At 71.2% G+C, this 21,312-nt stretch carries 14 protein-coding genes; 8 read left to right on the top strand and 6 right to left on the bottom strand.

All coding sequences use genetic code 11. The features are described from left to right. Positions 1–81 precede the first annotated feature (81 nt). The 5 genes from G4D86_RS45885 (at position 82) to G4D86_RS45865 (ending at position 9,023) form a co-directional block, all read left to right on the top strand. The gene (locus G4D86_RS45885; RefSeq protein WP_420821891.1) at positions 82–1,416 is read left to right on the top strand and encodes a BamA/TamA family outer membrane protein; all 1,335 of its coding nucleotides are present in this window, start codon (positions 82–84) and stop codon (positions 1,414–1,416) included. A gap of 49 nt (positions 1,417–1,465) precedes the next feature. Further along, positions 1,466–2,752, top strand: coding sequence for a hypothetical protein (locus G4D86_RS45880; protein ID WP_164001645.1), 1,287 nt, complete (start codon positions 1,466–1,468; stop codon positions 2,750–2,752). Positions 2,753–2,875: 123 nt separating this feature from the next. Beyond that, complete coding sequence (locus G4D86_RS45875) at positions 2,876–6,052, top strand: poly(A) polymerase (protein WP_164001642.1); 3,177 nt, start codon at positions 2,876–2,878, stop codon at positions 6,050–6,052. Between the two features lie 661 nt (positions 6,053–6,713). Further along, positions 6,714–7,634 carry a hypothetical protein gene (locus G4D86_RS45870; RefSeq protein WP_164001640.1) on the top strand — a complete coding sequence of 307 codons (921 nt, stop codon included), beginning with the start codon at positions 6,714–6,716 and terminating at the stop codon, positions 7,632–7,634. A gap of 81 nt (positions 7,635–7,715) precedes the next feature. After that, the gene (locus G4D86_RS45865) at positions 7,716–9,023 is read left to right on the top strand and encodes a chitosanase (protein WP_240360856.1); all 1,308 of its coding nucleotides are present in this window, start codon (positions 7,716–7,718) and stop codon (positions 9,021–9,023) included. Between the two features lie 60 nt (positions 9,024–9,083). Here the strand turns inward: G4D86_RS45865 and G4D86_RS45860 are convergent, their stop codons facing one another. The 5 genes from G4D86_RS45860 to G4D86_RS45840 all read right to left on the bottom strand — a co-directional run bounded on the left by G4D86_RS45860 (position 9,084) and on the right by G4D86_RS45840 (position 15,884). Further along, a complete protein-coding gene (locus G4D86_RS45860; RefSeq protein WP_164001638.1) occupies positions 9,084–9,872 on the bottom strand; it encodes a nucleotidyltransferase domain-containing protein in 789 nt (262 codons plus the stop codon). Continuing rightward, on the bottom strand, positions 9,869–11,164 hold the full coding sequence (locus G4D86_RS45855) for a DNA polymerase beta superfamily protein (RefSeq protein ID WP_164001636.1): 1,296 nt from the start codon (positions 11,162–11,164) through the stop codon (positions 9,869–9,871). The genes G4D86_RS45860 and G4D86_RS45855 overlap by 4 nt, the downstream gene beginning before the upstream one ends. 116 nt (positions 11,165–11,280) lie before the next feature. Next, the gene (locus tag G4D86_RS45850) at positions 11,281–11,532 is read right to left on the bottom strand and encodes a Tsi2 family anti-toxin (protein WP_164001634.1); all 252 of its coding nucleotides are present in this window, start codon (positions 11,530–11,532) and stop codon (positions 11,281–11,283) included. 17 nt (positions 11,533–11,549) lie between these two features. Further along, positions 11,550–12,968 carry a glutathione-disulfide reductase gene (gene gor, locus G4D86_RS45845; RefSeq protein WP_164001632.1) on the bottom strand — a complete coding sequence of 473 codons (1,419 nt, stop codon included), beginning with the start codon at positions 12,966–12,968 and terminating at the stop codon, positions 11,550–11,552. Between the two features lie 120 nt (positions 12,969–13,088). Continuing rightward, the gene (locus G4D86_RS45840) at positions 13,089–15,884 is read right to left on the bottom strand and encodes a response regulator (RefSeq protein WP_240360855.1); all 2,796 of its coding nucleotides are present in this window, start codon (positions 15,882–15,884) and stop codon (positions 13,089–13,091) included. Positions 15,885–16,147: 263 nt separating this feature from the next. On the opposite strand from G4D86_RS45840, the gene G4D86_RS45835 reads away from it, so the two are divergent. Beyond that, positions 16,148–17,338: a hypothetical protein gene (locus G4D86_RS45835; protein WP_164001630.1), complete on the top strand. Its 1,191-nt coding sequence runs from the start codon at positions 16,148–16,150 to the stop codon at positions 17,336–17,338. Here the strand turns inward: G4D86_RS45835 and G4D86_RS45830 are convergent. After that, entirely contained in the window at positions 17,335–18,075 is a 741-nt protein-coding gene (locus tag G4D86_RS45830) for an EF-hand domain-containing protein (RefSeq protein WP_164001629.1), read from the bottom strand. The two genes, G4D86_RS45835 and G4D86_RS45830, sit on opposite strands and share 4 nt — an antisense overlap. Before the next feature lie 250 nt (positions 18,076–18,325). Between G4D86_RS45830 and G4D86_RS45825 the strand changes: the two genes are divergently transcribed. Further along, a complete protein-coding gene (locus G4D86_RS45825; RefSeq protein WP_164001627.1) occupies positions 18,326–18,895 on the top strand; it encodes a DUF4833 domain-containing protein in 570 nt (189 codons plus the stop codon). A gap of 277 nt (positions 18,896–19,172) precedes the next feature. Beyond that, a complete protein-coding gene (locus tag G4D86_RS45820) occupies positions 19,173–21,287 on the top strand; it encodes an RIO1 family regulatory kinase/ATPase domain-containing protein (RefSeq protein WP_164001625.1) in 2,115 nt (704 codons plus the stop codon). The last annotated feature ends 25 nt before the right edge of the window (positions 21,288–21,312 follow it).

Raw genomic sequence — 21,312 nt, 5'->3', positions numbered from 1 at the left:
GGCGGGACGGCGTCTGGAGGTAGGGTTGCGGCCGTGGCGACAGACTCGAACAGAAGCGTGGTGACGTGGTGCGTGGCCCTGGTGCTGGGGCTGCTGGCGCCGCGCGCGGGAGCGCAGGACACGGGGCCGGTGCAGGTGGTGGACGAGGTGGTGGTGCGCGGCCCGGAGAAGACGAAGCCCGGGACGGTGCAGGCGTACTCGCGCATCGACGCGGGCGACACCCTCACTCCCGAGGAGCTGACGCGGGTGGAGCGGCGCCTGGTGGCGACGGGCCTCTTCCAGGAGGTGCGCGTGAGCACCGAGCCCACCGGGCCGGACCACGTGCGCCTCATCCTGGAGGTGGAGGACAAGGCGTCCTGGGTGGTGGCGCCCACCTTCGCGCTGTCCGCGGCCAACGTGGGCGGCGGGGTGCTGTACGCGGAGAACAACCTGTGGGGCCGCAGCAAGAAGTTCGCGGCGGCGGCGCAGGTGAGCACGGCGGAGAGTGGCCTGTTCGCCGGCTACCTGGACCCGAACCTCTTCGGCCTGCCGCAGCTCCGGCTGAGCCTGGAGGGACAGCTGCGCAGTGACCGCGTGGACGAGTACCAGCCCGGTGCGGGCCAGGAGGACCCGGAGGTGGTGCGCAGCACGCGCATCAACTCGGCGGCGGTGGCCGGGGAGCTGGGGGTGATGCTCTTCGAGCGCGTGCGCGCGGCCGCGAAGTACCGGCTGATGAGCGTGGACGCGAAGTCGCCAAGCCCCGACGAGGAAGTCACGGAGGAGGCCTTCTCCACGGGCCCGTCCCAGCGCGACACGTCGCTGCGGCTGATGGTGGGCGTGGACACGCGGCAGAACCTGCACGCGGTGATGGAGGGCCTCAACATCGAGGCCTCGTACGAGGTGTCCAGCCCCGGCGTGGGGAGCGAGTTCACCTACCGGCGCTTCGGGCTGCTCTACCGGCAGGGCCTGCGGCTGGTGGGTGAGCACAACCTGGTGCTGCGGGGCGAGGCCATCGCTGGCATGGACCTGCCCTTCCACCAGGAGCTGACGATGGGCGGCAACTCGCTGCGCGGCTTCCTGCACCGCCAGTTCCGCGGCGACACGCGGCTGTCCTTCACCGCCGAGTACCACTTCCCCCTCTTCACGGTGCGCTCGCTGTCCTTCCGGGGCGTGGGCTTCACCGACACGGGGCTGATGCTGTGGCGGGACATCCCCGAGGACGGCCAGCTCCGGGACGCCAACGGGCGCGTGGTGCGCGGCTTCCTGCCGGACGCGCAGGAGGGGCTCAAGGGCGCCACGCTGGCCCAGGGCGTGGGCGCCGGGCTGCGCCTCTACCTGCGCAACGTCATCCTGCCGCTGGTGGGCGTGGACGTGGCGTACGGGGTGAACTCGGGCGAGTTCCGCTTCTACCTCGTGGCGGGCGTGAATCCGTCCTGAGCCTTCCGGACGGGTTGTCGCACGGTGCCGACATGCCCATGTGTTGGACATGGCGGTCACCGACGTCTCGCCTCCGGAGAACCCGCTGCCCGCGCTCCTGAGTCACGTCGGCCTGAGAAAGCGGCGGAGCAGGCACGGCTCGGCCACCCAGCTGCTCTGGAACAAGCTGGAGAGCGACGCCTCGCTCTTCAAGCTGTGCCAGGCGCGCGCGGATTTGACGAACGAGGACCGGACCACCCTGGAGCAGTGCCGCCAGAAGCTGGAGGTGGCGCGGCGCTGCATCGACAAGGTCTGGTGGCGCTGGTCCTTCTCCTTCTGGGAGGTCATCCACGAGGTGGACGGCCTCCTGCTGCTCGTGATGCCCCAGGCCATGCTGCTGCCGCAGGCGCTGGACATCCAGCACCAGTTCGAGCGGCGGGTGACGGACTCCGTCAGTCGCACGCTCTGGCTGGGAGAGGATGGCAAAGGCGGCCCCCTGCCCGAGAGCACCCGCCTGCTCTCCGGCCTGGGCCGGCCTCCGGGAGGGGCCGCTGCCTCTCCGCCTCTCAGCAAGGAGCAGCTGGCGCGCTGCCGCCACGTGCTGCGGGGAGCGCTGGGCGTGGTCAACGGGCAGGTGGACAAGACGTTCTGGCAGCTCTCCATCAACGTCGCCATCCAGGTCCTCAGCACCGTGCTGCTGCTCGCGATGTTCGTCCTCGCGTTCCAGGGCTTCCGCTCGGACGTGGTGGGAACGTGGCCCAAGCAGGTCATCCCCACGGGGATGCTCCTGCTCAGCCTCGCCGGGGCGGCGGGCGCCGTCCTCTCCAACATGCTCTCGAAGGAGCGCTTCGTCGTCGCGACGGGGGCGACGAGTCGCTACTTCGCATACCACCTGCTGGTGAAGCCCGTCATCGGTGGCTTCGCGGCCCTGATGGTCCTCTTCCTCGAGCAGTCCAACCTGCTGCTGGCGGTGATTCCTCGCGACGCCTCGGTGCCTGCCAGCGTCTCGGCTCCCGCCGCGCAACCCGACGAGGCCCGTACCCCGGCGCCTTCCGGTGCTCACGCGCCCGCCAAGGCCAAAAGCTCCGCCAGCAACGCCGCGCCCGCCAAGGCCGAACCTCCCGCCGACACCACCAACCCCGCCATCCTCCACCTCGTGGTGAGCACGCGGAAGGCGGCCTTCTTCACCATGGTGGCGCTGGCGATTGCCGCCGGGTTCTCCGCGGACCGGCTGCTCAGCTCGGTGATGGACAACGTGCTCGGCAGGCTCCTCCGGCAGTCGGAGAAGGTGCTGCCTCCCGCCGCCCCGCCGGTGGCCGGTGCGCATCCAGAGCCTGGACCGGTGGAGCAGCGCTGACGGGCTGGCGGCGCGTGTCAGCCCGGGAGGGGGGCCGTCGTCAGGTGCCTGCACGCGAAGGGCCCCGGTTCCGGGTGGCCCGCGCGTGTACGCTTCCCTGACTTCTCACCTCCGGTGGCCGCCATGTCCCAGGAACGCTTCACGACCAGCCGCGAGGTGTACCACCGCATCCGCTGGGACCCGCGGCTCGACGCGCGCGAGTTCTCCATCGGCTACGACGCGCACCTCGAACAACTGGAGGAGATGCCCTTCGAGGCCTTCGTCCCCGATGGGGAGATTCCCTGGCACCGCGTCTGGTACTTCAAACGCGGCCGCCAGGTGGTGTGGGACCGCAGGCAGCGCATCGACCTGCTCGACTCCCTCACCCCGCCCGCGCCGGTGACACCTCCGGCGCGGGAGGCCTCGGTGCCCGCCCCGGCTGTCTCACCAGCCGGTGCCGGCGCCCCTCCTGAAACAGCGTCCCGCTTCACGCCCCTCCCCGCGTACTGCTTCGATGCGGAGGCCCGCGAGTGGGTGGCCTCCCCGCCGCCAGCGACGGACACCGCGTCCCTTCCCGCCCCCGAGCACCTCACCGTCACCACGCTCAACGTCCTCTTCGATGTCTACGACGGGGAAATGCTCGCCACGGAGCGGAGGACACCGGCGGCCCTCGCCCTGCTGCACGGCACCGACGCGGACGTCATCGCGTTACAGGAGGTCACCCCTCCCTTCCTCCGCGCGCTGTTCGAGGCGCCGTGGGTTCGCGAGCGCTACTGGCTCTCGGATGGCCCGGGCGCGGCGACGGTGACGCCCTCCGGACAGTTGCTCCTGTCACGACTGCCCTTCGCATCCCTGAGCCAGCGCGTCTTCTCGCGCGACAAGCGGGTCATCGCGGGTGAACTGGCCATGAGCAGCGGCCCGCTGTGGGTGGCCACGCAACACTTGACGAGCAACCGCACGGCCGCGGGAAGCGCCGCACGAGCGGCCCAGATTCGGGCGCTCGTCGATTGGACCCGCGCGCTCACCACCCCAGGCCAGGACGTGGTGCTCGCGGGCGACTTCAACTTCGGCGACGGCGACCCTGAGTTCAACGCCTTCGCGCAGGTGGGCTTCGTGGATGCGTGGCCGGCGCTGCGGCCCGCTGAAAGCGGAGAGACCTACGCCCCCTCACGGAACGCGCTCGCCGCGCTCACGACCACCTCGGGTCGGAATCAGCGGCTGGACCGGGTGCTGGTGTGCTCCCCTTCGGGGCGGCTCGTTCCGGAAGCCGTGAGCCTCTTCGGCGAGTCCCCGCTGGAAGGGCCTCCGGGACCGACCGGAGACGCGCTCTACCCCTCGGACCACTTCGGCGTGCGCTGTGTCCTGCGCAGGGACGCCACGTCACGGGTCCACGCCACTGCCGCCCCCGCCCGCGCGCGCAAGGCGCCGCTGGTGCATCACACGGCGGTGGTACTCATCCCGCCCGACGCGGTGTGGGAGCCCATCCAGGCACTGCGCCGGAAACATGACTCCAAGTTCAACCGGTGGATGCCGCACGTCACCCTGCTCTACCCCTTCTTGCCGGAGGAGTACTTCGACGAGGCGGAGGCCCTGCTCGCGGAAGCACTGCTGGGCCTGAAGCCTTTCGAGGTGACGCTCACCGGGTTCCACCACTTCGAGCACCGCGCCAACGTCACGGCCTGGCTCCGCCCGGAGGACCGGCCCCACGGAGCCCTCAAGGCCCTGCACGCGGCGCTGGAACAGGCGATGCCCGAGTGCGACGAGCAGGGCCGCAGGTCGGAGCGCGGCTTCACGCCGCACCTGTCCGTCGGACAGCTTCCCCGCTCTGGGGCCGCCGACATCGCGCGCACGCTCGCCGGGTGGGAGAAGCACTGGCGCCCGCTCACCTTCGAGGCACGCGACGTCTGCATCATCCGCAGGAAGGGCGACACGCCCTTCGAAGTCATACGGAGGATTCCGCTCGGAGGCAGGGACGGCGGCTCCAGTCGAATCACCCCGGCCGCGAGCAACAGTGGAACGCTTGCACCGGCCCAAGCCGCGAGCACGGCGCGGGAGCCTGGCCGTGCGCGCCCCGCTCACCCGCCTGGGGAGGACGAAGCGCTCCGCGCCGCGCTGTCCACCCACGCTGCCGCCGACTCCTCCGAGTCCCGACGAGCGCGCACCGCCGCGGTCGACCGGCTCCAGGCGCTCTGTGCGCGCGTGGGGACGGAGCTGCACCCGTATGGTTCGTACCTCCTCGGAACGGACGGCGTGGGCAGCGACGTGGACGCGGTGGCCATTGGCCCCTCGCACCTGTCCCGTGAGGACTTCGCGCGCGCGTTCCTCGATGAGCTGGCCCAGGAGCCCTCCGCCGCCGGCCGCTTCGTGGCCGATGCCGCCATTCCCCTGGTGAAGCTGTCCCTGGGCGGCGTGAGCTTCGACCTCTCCTACGCGAGCCGCCCGGAAGGCGTAGCGCCCTGCCCTCCCGAGACGCTGCTCTCCCAGCACAGCGACGCGCTGGACTCGGCGGGCCTGCGCTCCGTGCTGGGCCTGACGGACACGCAGCGCCTGCTCGACGAGGTGACGCGAGCGGGTGCCGGGCCCGAGCGCTTCCGCGCACTCCTGCGCACCGTGAAGGTCTGGGCGAAGGCCCGCGATATCTACTCCCACGCCCTGGGCTACATCGGCGGCCTTTCCTGGTCGGTGCTGGCGGCCTGGGCCTGCACGCGAGCCCCCCAGGAGGACACGGGCTCCGACGCTGCGCTGCTGGCGCACTTCTTCGAGACGTTCTCCCGCTGGCCCTGGCCACAGCCGGTGACGCTCACGCCCGAGACGGCGCGCTACCGGCCCGACGGCAAGCGCGACCTGCTGCCCGTCATCGCGCCCGCGGCCCCGGTGCGCAACACCGCCCGCAACGTGTCGCGCTCGACGTTCCGCGTGCTGCGCGACGAGCTGACCCGGGCCCGCACCCTGGTGGAGAAGGCCCGCGCCGACGCCACACCTCAGTCCTGGGAGGCCCTCTTCGAGCCGCTGGCCGACGAGCTGCCCACGCGGCTCGTGCTCACCCTCGACGCACCGACTCCGGAGGCACGCGAGGTGGCCGCGGGCTGGGTGCTCGGACATCTCACCGCGCTGGTGTACCGGCTGGAGGGAGACCGTCGCGTCTTCGCGCGGCCCCTGCCCCCGGCCTCACCGGAGGGCCCCTTCATCATCGGCCTGGACGCCCGCACCGCCCCGCGCGGGGAGCTCGCCCGGACAGTGGAGGAGTTCCAGGCCTCATTCCTGGAATGGAGCCACCGCCCCGCCGGGGCCTCGCTGCGCGTGGAATTGCCGCACGTCTGAAGCCCACCTCCGTGGAAATACGTAGCGCTTTCGCGCCGCCGCCCGTGCGTCTGTCCATGGACCAATCACAGCCATAGACGAGAGCACCCGAAGAAGCACGGAAACAAGGTCATCTCGCACCGGAGTCGGGTGCGCCTGTGGGGCGCTGGACGTTGGGAGCCGGAGTCCCGTTCCACGATACGGGGGCAGCACCGACACCGCGCGGCGGGGCAGAGGTCGCGTCCTCCCAAAGACACCCATTCCCAAACAGCATCACCCATCTTGACGCCAGGACCGTGTCTGTCGTTCCATCCCATGTCATGACGACAAGGCGCTTTTCCTTCGCTGACTGTGATTGCTGGAGGAATCGCCTGCTTGACCCCGCTGGCCTCGCCAGCGCGGCGAAGCGCCTGGGCTCCGGAAGTGGAAGCGCCGGCACCCGAGCCACTGCCCGCCGCACAGGCGTCAGGGCTGCGCTTCGACGTGCTGCCGGCTGAAGCGTAGGTCCTCGTCAATGGAAAGGTGGGCACCGTGAGCAGCCTGGTGGTGGGGGCGGGCTGCTCGCGGTGCCCCCGGGCATCCCCGAGCCGGCCCACCGTGACGGTTTTCACAGCATGGGCAGCCACCGCGTCCTGGTGACACGTGCGATGCTGCGCGGCGCACTTCCACGTGGGGGACACTGATGGCGGAGACCTATCGCGTCGCACGACTACCCATCCGGTTGCGCGGCTTCGTCCGGCCGGACACGAGCTCGCAGTTCGAGGGCTACGTCGAGCTCGGCGACTACCACGTGCTCGAGGAGCGACGCAGCTTCCCGACACCCGACACCGACTACGCGCGGCTGGAGGTGCCCACCCTGGGCGCGCTCGACACGTGGGTCTGCACGCGCTGGCGCACCCAGCAGTACGCCCGGATCCTGGACCTGGAGAAGCCTCCCGCCGTGGCGCGGCTCTCGTTCAGCGTCGAGCCCCTCGCCGTGGACGAGGAGCGGCTGACGAAGCTGCTCGGGGCGTTCCGTGACTACCGCTACGAACTGGACCAGGCGCGCTACCCGTGGGTGCTCCCGGGCGTCGTCCTCCCGCAGGCGCCGCCCGCGGTGAACAACTGCTGCACCTTCGTGGAGGCCCTGACGGTGAAGGCCTTCTCCGACGCGCACGGCAGCGCCTTCGAGTGGGATGCGCGCCGTCACCGTCAGATGATGATTGCCTCCAATGAGGACTACTTCTCCCCCGTGACGGCCGCCGTGGAGAGCGGCATGGGGATTCCCGCCCCGTCCCCGGACGTGCCGCCCCACCCGTGGACGCTGGTGCAGGGCTGGCGCAACCAGTGGCGCTCGGGGCACACCTTCCTCGTCGTGGACCACCACGCCGCCACCGACAAGGTCCTCACGCTGGAGTCCAACACCGCCTACGGCCTTGATGGTGTGGGCTACCGCGGCATTGGAAACCTCCGCGACATCGGGCTCAAGCCGCCCGCGAAGTGGTGGGAATTGCCCGACGTGTGGACCTGGCGCCGTGTCACCTCCACGTACCTCTTCCGTCAGCAGGCGTGGCTGAAGGTGCGCAACCGCACGCTGTCCGGGCTCGAAAACGCGCTCCCCTGAAGCGCTCAAGCATTTCTGGTATTCCAGCTCTGGCGCGAGTGCATCTGTCTTCACCCCTCGCGCCAGGAAAGGGACCCGGACATGCGAGAGCGTCGAATGGAATGGAGCTGGGGAGCAGTGTTCCTGGGGATGGCGGCGGCCCTGGCGGGCTGCGCGCCGGACATGGGAGAGGCGGAGACGCATCCGCTCACGGAGCAGCAGGCGCTGGCGGCCTGCACCTACGTCATCACCACGAACACGTACGTGGGCGCGGACTACTGGGGCACGCTGGTCTTCAAGAACACCGGCACGGCGGCGATGACGAGCCCCACCATCGCCTTCGGCGTCCCCAGCGGCATCGTCTGTGACTACGACGAGCCGGGCTGGACGCACACGCAGAGCGGCACGACGTGTACGTACTCGAGGACGTCGGCGCTGACCGTCGGCGTGAATGCGTCCTACACGTTCTATTACTCGACGTCGTCGTCCACGTCCTTCACGGCGGCCAACGTGAGCATCAGCGACCCGAGCTGCGGCAGCACTCCGCCTCCCACGGGCACCGGGTTGAGCGCCAACCAGAAGAAGGTGTCGGAGGACCTGACGAGCATCTGGGAGAACGACACGCCCACCATCGACTACGCGTACTCGGAGAACATCCAGGACGGGCGCGGGTACACGAATGGGCGCGCGGGCTTCTGCACGGGGACGGGCGACGCCATCCAGGTCATCCAGTGCTACGTCAACCTGCGCAGCGCGGCCAACGGCAACCTGATGGCGAAGTACATGTCGGGGCTCACCACCATCAACAACCGCTTCCTCTCCACGGGCCAGGACCAGGCCTCCACGGCCGAGCTCGACTCCGTGGGCAACTGGCCAGCCGACTGGGCGACCAGCTACAACAACACCACCACGCGCGCCGACTTCAAGAGCTGCCAGGACCAGATCAGCGACAAGCTTTATTACACGCCAGCGATGAACGAGGCCGCGAAGTGGGGGCTCACCCAGGCGCTCTCGAAGGCGGCGCTGTACGACGCGTACATCAACCACGGCGAGTCTGGTGCCCGGAGCATGATTCGCTCCGCCAACACGGCGCTGGGCAACTCGGGCCAGGTGGCGCCGGTCATCGGGTACAACGGCATCACGGAGAATGCATGGCTGCAGAAGTTCCTGGAGAAGCGCCGCGACGTGCTCGCCGGGGACTCCACGTGGATTGACGCCGTGGACCGCGTGGCCGCGTACGAGAAGCTGCGCCGCAAGGGGAACTGGGATTTGGGCACGGCCTTCCGGAACGACGTCCGCGCACGGGACTGCTGGGGGACGACGTACCCCGCCAGCGGCTACACGGTGCGCGCCATCAACCCGGATGGCACGTGGAGCACGCCGGCTTCGTACACGTACTCGTGCCAGTGACGGGCTGACGCATCACCGCCGGAGCGCCCCACGGTGGGTGCGCTCCGGCGAGTGGACGACTCACGCGGTGAAGCGCCGTCGGCGCAGGTCCAGCATCCACGCCTCCAGGGCATCGACGGCCGCCTCGGGCGGATCCTCCGGGAGCACGGACTCCGCCAGGGCCGCGTCGAGCACCTCGAAGGAGCGTGCCACCTCGGCGCGCCACTTCTGGCTCAGCTCGTCGGGAAGCTCGCTCTTCTCCCCGCGCGTCTTCTGCTCCACCAGCGCGTGCGCCTCCGAGAAGCCATACAAGTCGAGCAGCTCGGTGACGTCCGTCTCCACCACAGCGGTGCGCAGCGCGTGCGTGCCCGTCAGCGTGGTGCGCAGGACGTAGAGCAGCTTCTTGGCGGACTTGAAGCCGCTCTTCTCCCACTCCCGCAGCTGGCCGTGGGCGAAGCCCCTGTAGTGCCGGTGCACCCGGCGCGACAGCACGGCGCGCACGTGGGGCTTGAGCCCCTCCAGCTCCGGCGAGGCGCGCACGCAGATGGCACCCAGCACGCGCTCGATGTAGTTGCCATTGCCTTGCAGGATGCCCTGGAGCACCGGCTGCAGCTCGTTGGACGAGTAGTCCACCTCCACGCCCTCCAGAATCTGAAGGCGCTCGGCGGTGATGTGCTTCGGCTGGAGGCCGAGCAGCGTCGCGGTGGGCACCACGTGGATGGACTTCAGGTCCAAGTCGCTGTCCGGCGAGGGGAAGCCATACGCGTGCGCCCCGGACAGGGCGATGACGAGGTGCTCGCGCTTCGCCGACTCCTCGTCGAGCACCCGGTCCGCCACCACGCGCTCATGTTCCTTCAGCGTGCCCTTCATTCCGCCTCCCTCCACTCCATGGCCGGAGCCTCCGGCGCGTCACGTCCCAGCGGACCGGGCTCCTTCAGCACCCAGCGCCGAGCCACCTCGTCTCCCACGCGCCGCAGCAGCCGGTCCGCCCGCTCGTAGTCCGGGTGCTCCGGCAGCTTGCTCTCGCGGTGCGCCGCCTCCAGGTCGGGCGCCATGGCCTCCGCGTCCCGCAGCACGTCCTCCAGCGGCACGCGGCCCGCCTTGATGTCCAGGAGCCGCGCCTTCAGCGCGCCCGACGCCTCGAACGTGGGCGTCCCTTCCCGCAGCCACCCGGTGGCGGTGGCCACCAGTCGCAGCAGGTTGTACGCGTTCTTCGGCCGCAGCTCGCGCGCGGACGGAGGCCGCTGCCCGCCGCCCCGTGCGTACGCGGTGAGCGCCGCGAAGTCGTTGGCCGTCAGCAGCCCCTGGTCCCACAGCGAGCGGTAGAGCTGCTTCACGTACGTCTTTGCCGCCAGCAACGCGTCCTGCTGCGTCGGCGCGCTCCGGGGGGACACCGCGGCCAGCCGCTTCGCCACCTCGTCCAGGTCCGGGGCGGGCTCCTCGCAGAGCCACTCCAGGAGCAAGTCCCGGTGCTCGGCCAGCCGCTGGCTGCGGGTGAGCTTGTCGAGCTGACTCATGGCGTACCGGCCGAAGCTGCCGAAGATGGCCTTCGACACGAAGGCCTCGCGCTCCGCCAGCAGCCACTCGCCGAGCACATCCGTGGCCTTCGCGCCGGGGACGAACAGCGTCTCCAGCGTGTTCGGGTCCGCGCGCAGCGCCTGCTCCACCGCCTTGCGCACCTCCCAGTAGGTGGTGCTGCCGTCAGCGCTGACCAGGTCCATGGGCGCCTCCACCAGGCCGAAGGTCCACGCCAGCGGCAGGGCGAACACGCCTCGCACGTCCACGTCCGAGTTCTCGTTGGCCAGGCCCCACGCATGGCTGCCCACGCGTGTCTCCACCACCACACAGGGCGTCAGCGCGCTCCACGCGGCCTCGCGGCGCCGGGCGAAGTTCACCTGTCCCACGCGCCGGGGCACCAGCTCCTCGCGCGCGAACCACACCTCGCCCACGCCGACAATCTGCACGTCGAAGCCGCCGTCATGCGCGCGGACCACGCGGCCCACCACGCCCTGGGGGATGCGGCGCCCGCCCGAGGCCAGGCGCTCCACGCGCGTCGTCACCTCGGTGCCGTGCGGCAGGGGCACCGACAGCCGGTCCACCTGCTCCAGGCCCCGGATGCGGCCGGCGCCCGTGCGTGGAGAATCCGTCGGAGAATCACTCATGGCTCACACCTCCCGTTACACAGCGGGGTCATCGCGGACGAGGGAGCCCGCGCGGACCTGACCGGCCTGCGGAATGCTACCCCGGTGCACGGCGAGGACACGCCGAGACGCAGCGCCTACGGGCGAGGGACCTTCCCGGAGCCCCGGGCAACGAGCCGCTCATAGGGCGGCAGGTTGCTGGCCGACTGCAAAGCCTGGAGATAGGCCTCCTGGAGGTCATCGGCCGCGAGCGAGTAGCACAGCGTGAGCTCCTGGAGGTCAGGGTCCGCGTCGTCACCGGCGCGCTCGAGCTCCTCTTCGAGGCGGCGAAGCTCCGCATCCACCGCCTGGACGGCCATCACCAGCGTGCGTCCACTCACTTCGGGCATGAGCCCATCCTCCCGCCTCAGTGCGTTCCCGTCACCCCGGCATCGTGTCCGCGCTCCGCGGCCAGCGTCACCTCGGGGTCCGGCCGCTTGTCCCGCATGGTGACGAACTCCTCGGCCGCGGTGGGGTGGATGCCCACGGTGGCGTCGAACTGCGCCTTGGTGGCGCCGCACTTCACCGCCACCGCCAGCCCCTGGATGATTTCAGGCGCGTCCGCCCCCACCATGTGGCAGCCCAGCACCTTGTTGGAGGTGCGCTCCACCACCAGCTTCATCATCGTCCGCTCGTTGCGCCCGCTGAGCGTGTGCTTCATCGGCTTGAAGCTGGCGACGTAGACGTCCACCTGCCCGTGGCGCTCGCGCGCCTCCAGCTCCGACAACCCCACGCACGCCACCGGCGGCTGGCTGAAGACGGCGGACGGCACGTTGGCGTGGTCCATCTTCATCGGGTTGTCGTGGAAGAGCGTCTCCGCCAGCGCGCGTCCCTCCGCAATCGCCACCGGGGTGAGGTTGAGGCGGTCCGTCACGTCCCCCACCGCGAAGATGTTCTCCACCGACGTGCGAGACCACTCGTCCACCATGACGGCGCCGCGCGGGTCCAGCTTCACGCCCACCTCCTCCAGCCCCACCCCGCCCGTGTTGGGCACCCGACCGGTGGCGTAGAGCACGGCGTCCGCCTCCACCGTCTCGCCCGCCTTCGTCAGCAGGCTCACCCCGCCGTCGGCGCGCTTCTCGATGTCCCGGATGAAGGTGTCCACCAGCAGGTCGATGCCCTTCTTGCGCATCTCCTCCGTGAGGACCACGCGCACGTCCCCGTCGAACCCGCCGAGCACCGTGGGGCCACGGATGATGACCGTCACCTTCGAGCCCAGCCCCTGGAACACCCCCGCCAGCTCCACGCCGATGTACCCGCCTCCGACAATGGCCAGCCGCTTCGGCAGCGAGGGGAAGGACAGCGCGTCATCCGACGTGAGCGCGTGCTCGATGCCCGTCACCTCCGGAGGCAGGTACGGCCGCGAGCCCGTGGCCACGAGGATGCGCTCGGCCGTGTACCGCTTCCCGGCCACCTCCACCGTGTGCGGGTCCACCACCCGCCCGCGCCCCTCCACCACCGTCACGCCCGAGTCGCGCAACAGCCGCGCGTACACGCCGCCCAGCCGCGCCAGCTCCTTGTCCTTGGCCTCGCGCAGCCGCGCCCAGTCGAACGTGGGCTCCTGCACCGTCCAGCCGTACCCGGCCGCGTCCTGGAAGTCCTCGTGGAAGTGCGAGCCGTACACCAGCAGCTTCTTGGGCACGCAGCCCCGGTGCACGCAGGTGCCGCCCAAGTCGCGGTCCTCGCACAGCCCCACGCGCGCCCCGTAGGAGCCCGCCCGGCGGCTGGCCGCCACGCCTCCAGAGCCTCCGCCGATGGTGAACAGGTCGAAGTCGTAACGGGCCATGGTCCTCTCTCCTCCAGATGCGCCGAGCGTGTCCCCCAGAGATAGCGCCTGGAGGGCGCACGCCGCACCCGAAGTGTGAGGCCGGGGTGCATGAAACCCGCGACAGCGGACACTGCGACGTCAGGCCCCGAGCACGGAGTACGCCATGATGCGCTCGCGCAGTTGCGCCAGCAGCCGCCGTGTCCCCTCCAGCTCCGCCTTGCAGCGCTCCAGCCGCTCCGCCATGCCCTCCATGCTGCCCGAGTCGGCGCGCAGCTCGATGTCGCGGCAGTGCCCCTCCAGGGCCGTCGCTCCGAACCAGGCCGCGTTGGACTTGAGCGTATGGGCCGCGCGGCCCAGGTCGTCCATCCGTCCCCGCCCCAGCGCGGTGTACGCGTCGTCCAGCAGGGCCGGCATGCTGTGCAGGGCGGTCTCGATGAGCTCGGGGAGAATCTGCCCGGACTGCGCGCCCAGCTCCCGCCACAGCCGCGCGAGCGCGGAGGGCTCCAGGCCCGGGATGCGCACCATCTCTGGCAGCTCGCCCACGGGCGGGGGCTGTGGCTCCGTCGGGGGCGGGGCCGGCCGGCGGGTGGTGACGGCCTCGGAGCGGCGCGGCTGGCAGCGCAGCAGCGACGCGGCCAGCGCCTCCACGCGGATGGGCTTGCCCAGGAAGTCGTCCATGCCCGCCGCGAAGCACTGGTCCCGGTCGGAGTCCATGGCGTTCGCCGTCATGGCGATGATCCACGGCTGCGCGTGGGGCGGCACCTCCGCGCGGATGCGGCGGGTGGCCTCCAGCCCGTCCATCTCCGGCATCTGCAGGTCCATGAAGACGACGTCGAAGCGCTGCTGAGAGACGGCCTTCAGCGCCTCCACGCCGTTGAAGGCCACCTGCGCGCGGTAGCCCAGCTTCTCCAGCACGAGCAGCGCCAGCTTCTGGTTGGTGGGGTTGTCCTCCACCAGGAGGATGTCCAGCGGCAGCCGGTCTCCCGGGCGCTCTCCGGGGAAGGGCCCCCGGCGCGGCGGGATGCGCTCCACGCGGGCCGCGTGCGCCTGCTTCGCCACGTCGTGGGAGAAGCACGCCATCAGCGCGTCGTGGAGCTGCGACGCCTTCACCGGGCGGGACAGCACCCCGGAGAACAAACCCTCGGGCGTGACACCCCGGCGGCCTGGCGAGGTGAGCAGCAACAGCGGCAGCGTCCGCATGTCGCCCCACTGGCGGATGCGCGCCGCCAGCGCGGGCCCGTCCAGCCCCGGCATCTGGTGGTCGATGAGAGCCACGTCGAAGCGCGCGCCGGCCTGCAAGCTCGCCAGCGCCTCCGCGCCCGAGGCCGTCTCCACGAAGTCCAGGCCCCAGGACTGGAGCTGCCGTCCCAAAAGCCGCCGGTTGATGGCGTTGTCGTCGACGATGAGCACGCGCCGCCCCTGCAGCAGGGGCTGCTCCGGCAGCAGGTGCACCGCGGGCTGCTGCGCCGAGGCCTTCGCGCTCAGGGAGAAGCAGAAGGTGGTGCCGCTGCCGCGCTCGCCCTCGTTCTCCACCCAGATGCGGCCGCCCATGGCCTCCACCAGCCGCTTGGAGATGGCCAGCCCCAGCCCCGTGCCCCCGAAGCGCCGGGCCACGGACGCGTCGAGCTGGTTGAAGGGCTGGAAGAGCCCCGCCCGCATCTGCTCGGGGATGCCCGGCCCGGTGTCCTGCACGGTGAAGGTCAGCTCCCACGGAGCGTCCGCCGCCCCGGAGGCCCGCACCGCGTCCACCGCCACCACCGCGCCGCCCCGCTCCGTGAACTTGAGCGCGTTGCCCACCAGGTTGAGCAGCACCTGGCGCAGGCGCGACGCATCGCCCACCAGCATGTGCGGCACGTGCGAGGGGATGTCGCAGCCCAGGTCCAGCCCCTTCTCGCTGGCGCGCACGGCCAGCAGGTCCAGCACCGACTCCACGCACTGGCGCAGGTCAAAGGGGTGCAGCTCCGTCTCGAAGCGCCCGGCCTCAATCTTGGAGAAGTCCAGCACGTCGTTGAGCAGCGTGAGCAAGGCCTCGCTGCTCTGGCGGATGGTGGAGACGAAGTCCCGCTGCTCCTCCGACAGCAAGGTGTCGAGCAACAGTCCCGTCATGCCGATGATGGCGTTCATCGGCGTGCGGATTTCGTGACTCATCGTCGCCAGGAAGAGGCTCTTGGCCTGGTTGGCGGCCTCGGACGCCTGGCGCGCCTTCTGGAGGTCGGTGATGTCGTGGTAGATGGCGATGAAGCCCAGCTGCCGCCCGCCCACGGACACCGGCAGCGCGAGCAACTCCACGTCCACCACGCTGCCATTCTTGCGCACGCGCCGGGTGACGGAGTGGACGCGGCCCCGGGCCACCACCTCGCGGCTGGCCCGCTCCGCCTCCGGGAGCACGGTCTGCTCGGTGGCGACGAGCTCGAAGATGTGCCGCCCCAGCGCCTCCTGCGGCGTGTACCCGAAGAGCCGCTCCGCCTCCGGGTTCCACGACAGCACGCGGAACTGGCGCGTGATGGTGACGATGGCCACGGGGCTGTTGCGCACCACCGCCTCGAAGAACTCCTTCTGCTGGCGGATGGACGCCTCCACCTCCAGGGGCCCCGTCATGTCCTGGAGCTGCAGCACCCAGCCCCCGCCCGCGCCGTCCGTGCCGGGCAAGGGCAGCGTCAGCACGCGCAGGTAGTACACGGTGCCCCCGCCGCCCGGACGCTGGCCGGCCAGCTCCGTCTCTTGCGGAGCTTCGGCGGAGGCACGGGACTCGGGCGGCCGCCACCCGGGGAGGACCTGCGTCACCGGGCTGCCCACGAGCCCGGCGCGCGGCCCGAAGAACCGCTCCGCGGCACGGTTGAGCTCCAGGATGCGCTGCCCGGAGTCGAGCACGAGCACCGCGTCACGCGAGTGCTCGAACACGGCGGAATGTGCGCTGGACGCCAGGTCGGACACCCTTCCCCCTACCTCCCAGTGTAGGTCGGCCCATCTGACCGCCACCACGCGGCGGACGGGTTTCTTCGGAGCCCGCATCATGCCAGACAGGCGAGCGGCGCAGCAGCGGACGACGCCTCCCGGCAAGTAAACCGGAAAGCCCGGAGGAGTAGCGGGCAAGGAAGAGACGTCACCCCGCGTCAGGGGGTTGGCCCTGCCCCACACCCGGAGCGCTTTCCCTGGCGCGCGGGAGTCAACGAAGATGGGCGGACAGGAGCCTCCCCATGCGCCCCATCGCCCTTCTGCTGGGCCTCGCCGCCACCCTCGCGAGCGCCCAGCAGCCGGCAGCCGCCGACTCTCCCCAGGATTCGCTCCCCCCGCCCCCCCTCACGGCCTCGCCCACGTCTCCGGACGAGCCCGAGTGGGCCACGCCCCCGACCTTCACGCCCCCCGCCGCGACCGGAACGGACCAGCAGGAGGTGCCCACCCCCACCGCGCACCCGGCCGAAGAGGCCGCGCGTGAGCCGCGCCCGCCGGCCCCCGTCGCGGAGCCCGCGCAAGCGCCGAGCCGCCCCCCGGCGTCGGCGCCGCTGCGGGCCCTGGAGCCGCCGCCGAAGCGCTCCGTGCGCTACAGCCGCCTCTCCGCGGAGTCGGGTGGCCCCACGCTGGTCCTGTCGGAGGCGCTGGGCGGCATGGTCCTCGGCGCCATGCTGGGCGACAGCTACGACACCCCGGGGGGGCGCAGCGACAACGCGTACATGGGGGCGATGGTGGGCGCGCTCACCCTCGGCACGGCGAGCACCCTCTACCAGTACTTCATCCCGGTGAAGCGCAACGAGTCGCTGCTCGCCGCGGGCGCCGCGACGCTGGGCTTCACCGCCGGAGTGAGCGCCGCCAACGGGTGGGACCTGGACAGCCGGCAGCGGGCGCTGCTCGCCCTCGGCACGTCCCAGGTCGGCGTCGCCAGCGTGCTGCTGCTCACCGCGGGCGGCAAGGACGTGAGCGACGGCGACACGGGGCTGGTGGGCATGACGTCCTTCTATGCCCTCATCACCACCGGGCTCGTCGAGTACATCGGCTCGCGCCAGTCCGGGGACAGCTTCCGCTACACGCCGCTGCTGATTGCCCCCGCGGCGGGGATGCTCATGGGCGGGCTGCTGGCCATTCCGCTGGAAATCGAGCCCTCCTCCATCCGCGACGTCACCCTGTTCCCCATGGGGATGGGGCTGACGGCGCTGCTGGTCGGCTCGCGGCTGGACGTCAGCAACGTCACGGTGGCGAAGACGGTGCTGGGCACGGTGGCGGGGACGTTCGCCATCACCGTGCTGCTGTCCGCGCTGGCACCGGACGGGCCCACGCAGCGCGAGCGCCGCGCGGACGGCTCGTTCCAGCCCGTGCCCGTGCCGGTGGTGGTGCCGGCGGGCCGGGGCAACGACGCGGTGGCCGCCGGCCCCGGGCTGTTCATGCGCTTCTAGCGGCTGGTCCACCAGGCCTTGAAGGCCTTCCAGGAAATCTTCCCGCTGCGCTCGGTGTCGGCGGTGTCGAAGGCGATGTCCAGCTCCTCGTCATTGACGGGCTGCCCGAGCGCCTCCAGCAGCCGCGCGAACCCGGCGCGGTCGATGGAGCCGGTGCGGTTGCGGTCATAGCGCTGGAAGATGTCGAGCAGCTCGTTGCCGGAGCTGGTCAGCTCGTCCACCGCCGCGTGCTCGGGGGCCAGCGGCTGGATGCCAGCGGACGAGGTCTCCACCTGCTCCACGAACGGAGAGCCCGTGGCCGGCCGCTCGCTCGGGGCAGGGGGCGCGGTGCGCTCCTCGCTCGGGGGCATCGCCTCCACCGTCGGCGTGCTCGGCGCGGGGGGCCTCGCCGCGGGCTTCCGCGGGCGCGCCGCCGGAGTGGGGGGCGTCCGGGGAGCGGCCGGCTTCGCGGCGGACTTCCGGGCACCCGCCGGCTTCCGGGCAGCGGCCGGCTTCGCCGCGGCCTTCCTCGCGCCGGCCTTCTTCGCGGGGGCCTTCTTCACGGCCGCCTTCTTCGCCGCGCCTCGTCTGGTTGCGGCCTTCTTCGCGGGGGCCTTCTTCACGGCCGCCTTCTTCGCCGCGCCTCCTCGGGTTGCGGCCTTCTTCGCGGGGGCCTTCTTCCTGGCCGCCTTCTTCGCTGTGGGGGCACGCCGGGATGACTTCTTCGCAGCACTCGTCTTGCGTGACTTCGTTGCCATGATGAGCCCCTCCCTGGGCGGCGCGCATCGTAACGCCGTTGCGGTGCGGGAAAGCAGCCTTGTGTCGCGCGGCCCCGGTCCCAACGTCCGGAACACCCTGGGGCATCCATGCGCCGAACGACGACAACCGCACGGGGAGGAGTCCCATTGCTGCCACGTTTCATGCACTCTGCGCCTGAATCGCACGCGGCCCCTGGCGCCCGGCCGCGTGCCACTCCAAATCTGCGGAATCGGAAGGATGAGGGGACGCGTGCAACAGAGGGACTGGACGTTGTCTGGCATCTGCCTGGCGGTGCTGCTGGGCCAGGCGCCGGTGCTCGCGGGGCCGCCGGCCCAGGGCACTCCGGCGGGGAAGACGCTGCCGGCCCGGACCGCGGACTCGGCCTTCTTCATTGCCCGGAGCACGAACCGGAACCAGGTCCACTACGGCGTCCGTGTCGACTCGGACTGCCGCCCCCAGGGGCCGCAGCCGGTGCATGCGTACTGGCGGATGCTGGAGAAGGGCGAGAAGAACACCGAGCCGCTGCTCGGCCGTGAAGCGCCCGCCTACGGGCTGGGGGACGTGCAGCAGGTGGAGGCCACCTCCACCGGCTGGCGGGTCCACGTGCGGCTGCGGGCCTGGCCGGACCGCGCCATCGACCTGGACGTCTTCCGGGCGAACGGCCAGTGCGCCGCCCGGGCGTACACCCTCATGGAAGGCAGGGTGGCGCAGATTGAGCGCATCTTCGTGAAGACGGCCTGGCCCACCGGGGTCGACTACGTGCTGCTCAGCGGCACCGGGGTGGATGGCCGCTCCGCCCGGGAGGTCATCAAGAAGTAGGCGCCCCCGGGCCCCAGGAGCGAGCCGCCGGTCAGGCGCTTGCCTGCCGGGTGAAGTCCTGAAAGACCCACCCTGGGCAGCAAGCCCTGGCTATCCTGGAACCCTGGCGTGCAAACTGGTAGCAGGCCGTGCGCTGGTCCTCATGGCAGCTTGGCGTTGGATGGCGGTAGCAAGAGGGACCTGCGAGATGTTCACATGCCGCCATGCGCAGCGAACAGGGCCGCCCGCGCACCCAAGCGAGACACCCGCCCGGACCCCATTGGACTTCCGCGTCTGAATGAATGACTCACTAGAGACTCTCCTCGCCGACGGCATCATCGAGGCCGTCATCGGCCAGCTGAAGACCGGCAAGGAGGCGGAGGTGTGGCTGGTCCAGCACGCTGGCGAGGTGGTCGCGGCCAAGCTGTACAAGGAGCGCCACGAGCGCAACTTCCGCAACAACGTGGGCTACCGCGAGGGGCGCGAGGTGCGCAACTCCCGCACGCGCCGCGCCATGGAAAAGGGCAGCCGCTTCGGTCAGGCCGCCGCCGAGGAGGCGTGGAAGAGCGCCGAGTCGGACTCGCTCTACAAGCTGTACGCCCAGGGCGTACGCGTGCCCCAGCCGGTGCTGTTCTACGAGGGCATCCTGCTGATGGAGGTGGTGCTCGACGCCCAGGGCCAACCCGCCCCTCGGCTGGTGGAGGCCCCTCCCGCCACGCCCGAGGAGGCCCAGGCGCTGTACGTGGAGCTGCGCTCCCAGGTCGTGAACATGCTGTGCGCCGACCTCATCCACGGGGACCTGTCCCCGTTCAACATCCTGATGAGCTGGCAGGGCGCCACCATCATCGACTTCCCGCAGACGGTGGCGGCCGCGCGCAACAACCAAGCGGAGTTCTACTTCCGGCGTGACCTGGACAACGTCCGCAACTTCCTCGCGGGAATCGCCCCGTGGCTGTACGACGCCGAGAGCGACACGAGCGAAATCTGGAATGCCTATGTGCGCCGGGAGCTGACCCGGGACTTCACGCCCCGCCGCAACGGCGCACCGGGCCGGGGAGGCGTCAAGGGTCCGCGTGACGGGCGCCAGGGATTCGTGCAGGAGCACTCGGCTCCGGCGGAGCTGGTGCCGGTCGCGGCCCAGTCCACGATGACGCCCGAGGAGGCTGCCGAGGCCGAGCTGCGCGAGCTGGAGGCCCTGGTGCTGAAGCAGGGTGGCGGCGAGCGCGGCAAGCCCGCGGCGGCGCCTCCTCCGCGTGGGGGACGGAATCGCGCTGGGGGTGGCCGGTCGCCGCCGCGCGCGGGTGGCAATGGTGCGCGTCCGCCCATGGGTGGAAACGGCGCGCGTCCGCAGAACGGGCAGCGCGCGGCGAACGGGGCACCGCCCGCCGCCGGTGGACCTCGGGGCGGCGGCAACGGCCGTCCCGCGGCGAACGAGCCGCGCGGTGGAGGCACTCCGGGCGCACGAACCCATGAGCCGCGTGCGAACGGCACTCCGGGTGCGCGGCCTGAGCAGCGCGCCGGTGGAACCCCGGGTGCGCGGCCCGAGCAGCGTGCGAACGGCACTCCGGGTGCGCGCGTCAATGAGCAGCGCGGCGGGCCTCCAGGCATGCGAGTCGATGAACGTACCGGTGGCAATCCGGGTGCTCGCTTCAACGACCCGCGCGGCGGGCCCCCGGGTGCGCAAGTCGAAGAGCGTGCCAGCAGCAACCCGGGTGCTCGCGCCAACGAGCCGCGCGGACGTGGCAACCCAGGCCCACGGACCAACGACCGTGCCGGAAACAACCGGGGCGCCCGCTTCAACGAGCCGCGTGCGGGGGGAAGCCCTGGCGCGCAGCCCGAGGAGCAACGTGCCAACGGCCATCCGGGCACACGCATCAGCGAGCAACGCACGGATATGCCCGCGAGGAACGGGCCACGTGGCGCAGCCGCCCCGGTCGAGTCCGTGCCTTCGAGCGACCCGCGCATGACGGAGGGCCGCCCCGCCCGGAACGAGCAGCGGCCCGGCAACAACGGGCGTCCGCCCCGGAACGAGCAGCGGCCCGGACGCAATGGCCGCCCGCCCCGGAACGACGCGCAGGCCGGGGCCAATGACATCGCCTCGGCGGGTGAGCCGCGCAACGAGCCGCGTGGCAACGGCGCCACTCCGAGGGGCGAGCGGCGCGGAGGTCCTGGCCGCTCGCAGCCCGTGGTGGAGTCGCGGCCCGCGAGCAACGGCGCCGCCACAGGTCCGGTGACGAACAACCTCCGCGAGGCGCGCTCCGCGGGTCCGGGCAACGGCCCGGCTCCCAGGCAGCCGCGGCAGGGACCGAACCGTGGGGGCTCCCGGCCCGCGCGGGCCTCGGCGCCCCAGGTCTCCTTCGTCGGCCGTCCGGCCTCGTCTTCAGACCCGGGCCCTCACGAGACGGGTTCCTGAGCGAAGCGGGCCTCTCTCAGGAGAG

This window comes from Pyxidicoccus caerfyrddinensis (assembly GCF_010894405.1).
In the GTDB taxonomy this organism is placed as follows: Bacteria; Myxococcota; Myxococcia; order Myxococcales; family Myxococcaceae; genus Myxococcus; species Myxococcus caerfyrddinensis.
This window is presented reverse-complemented; position numbering and strand designations above follow the sequence as displayed.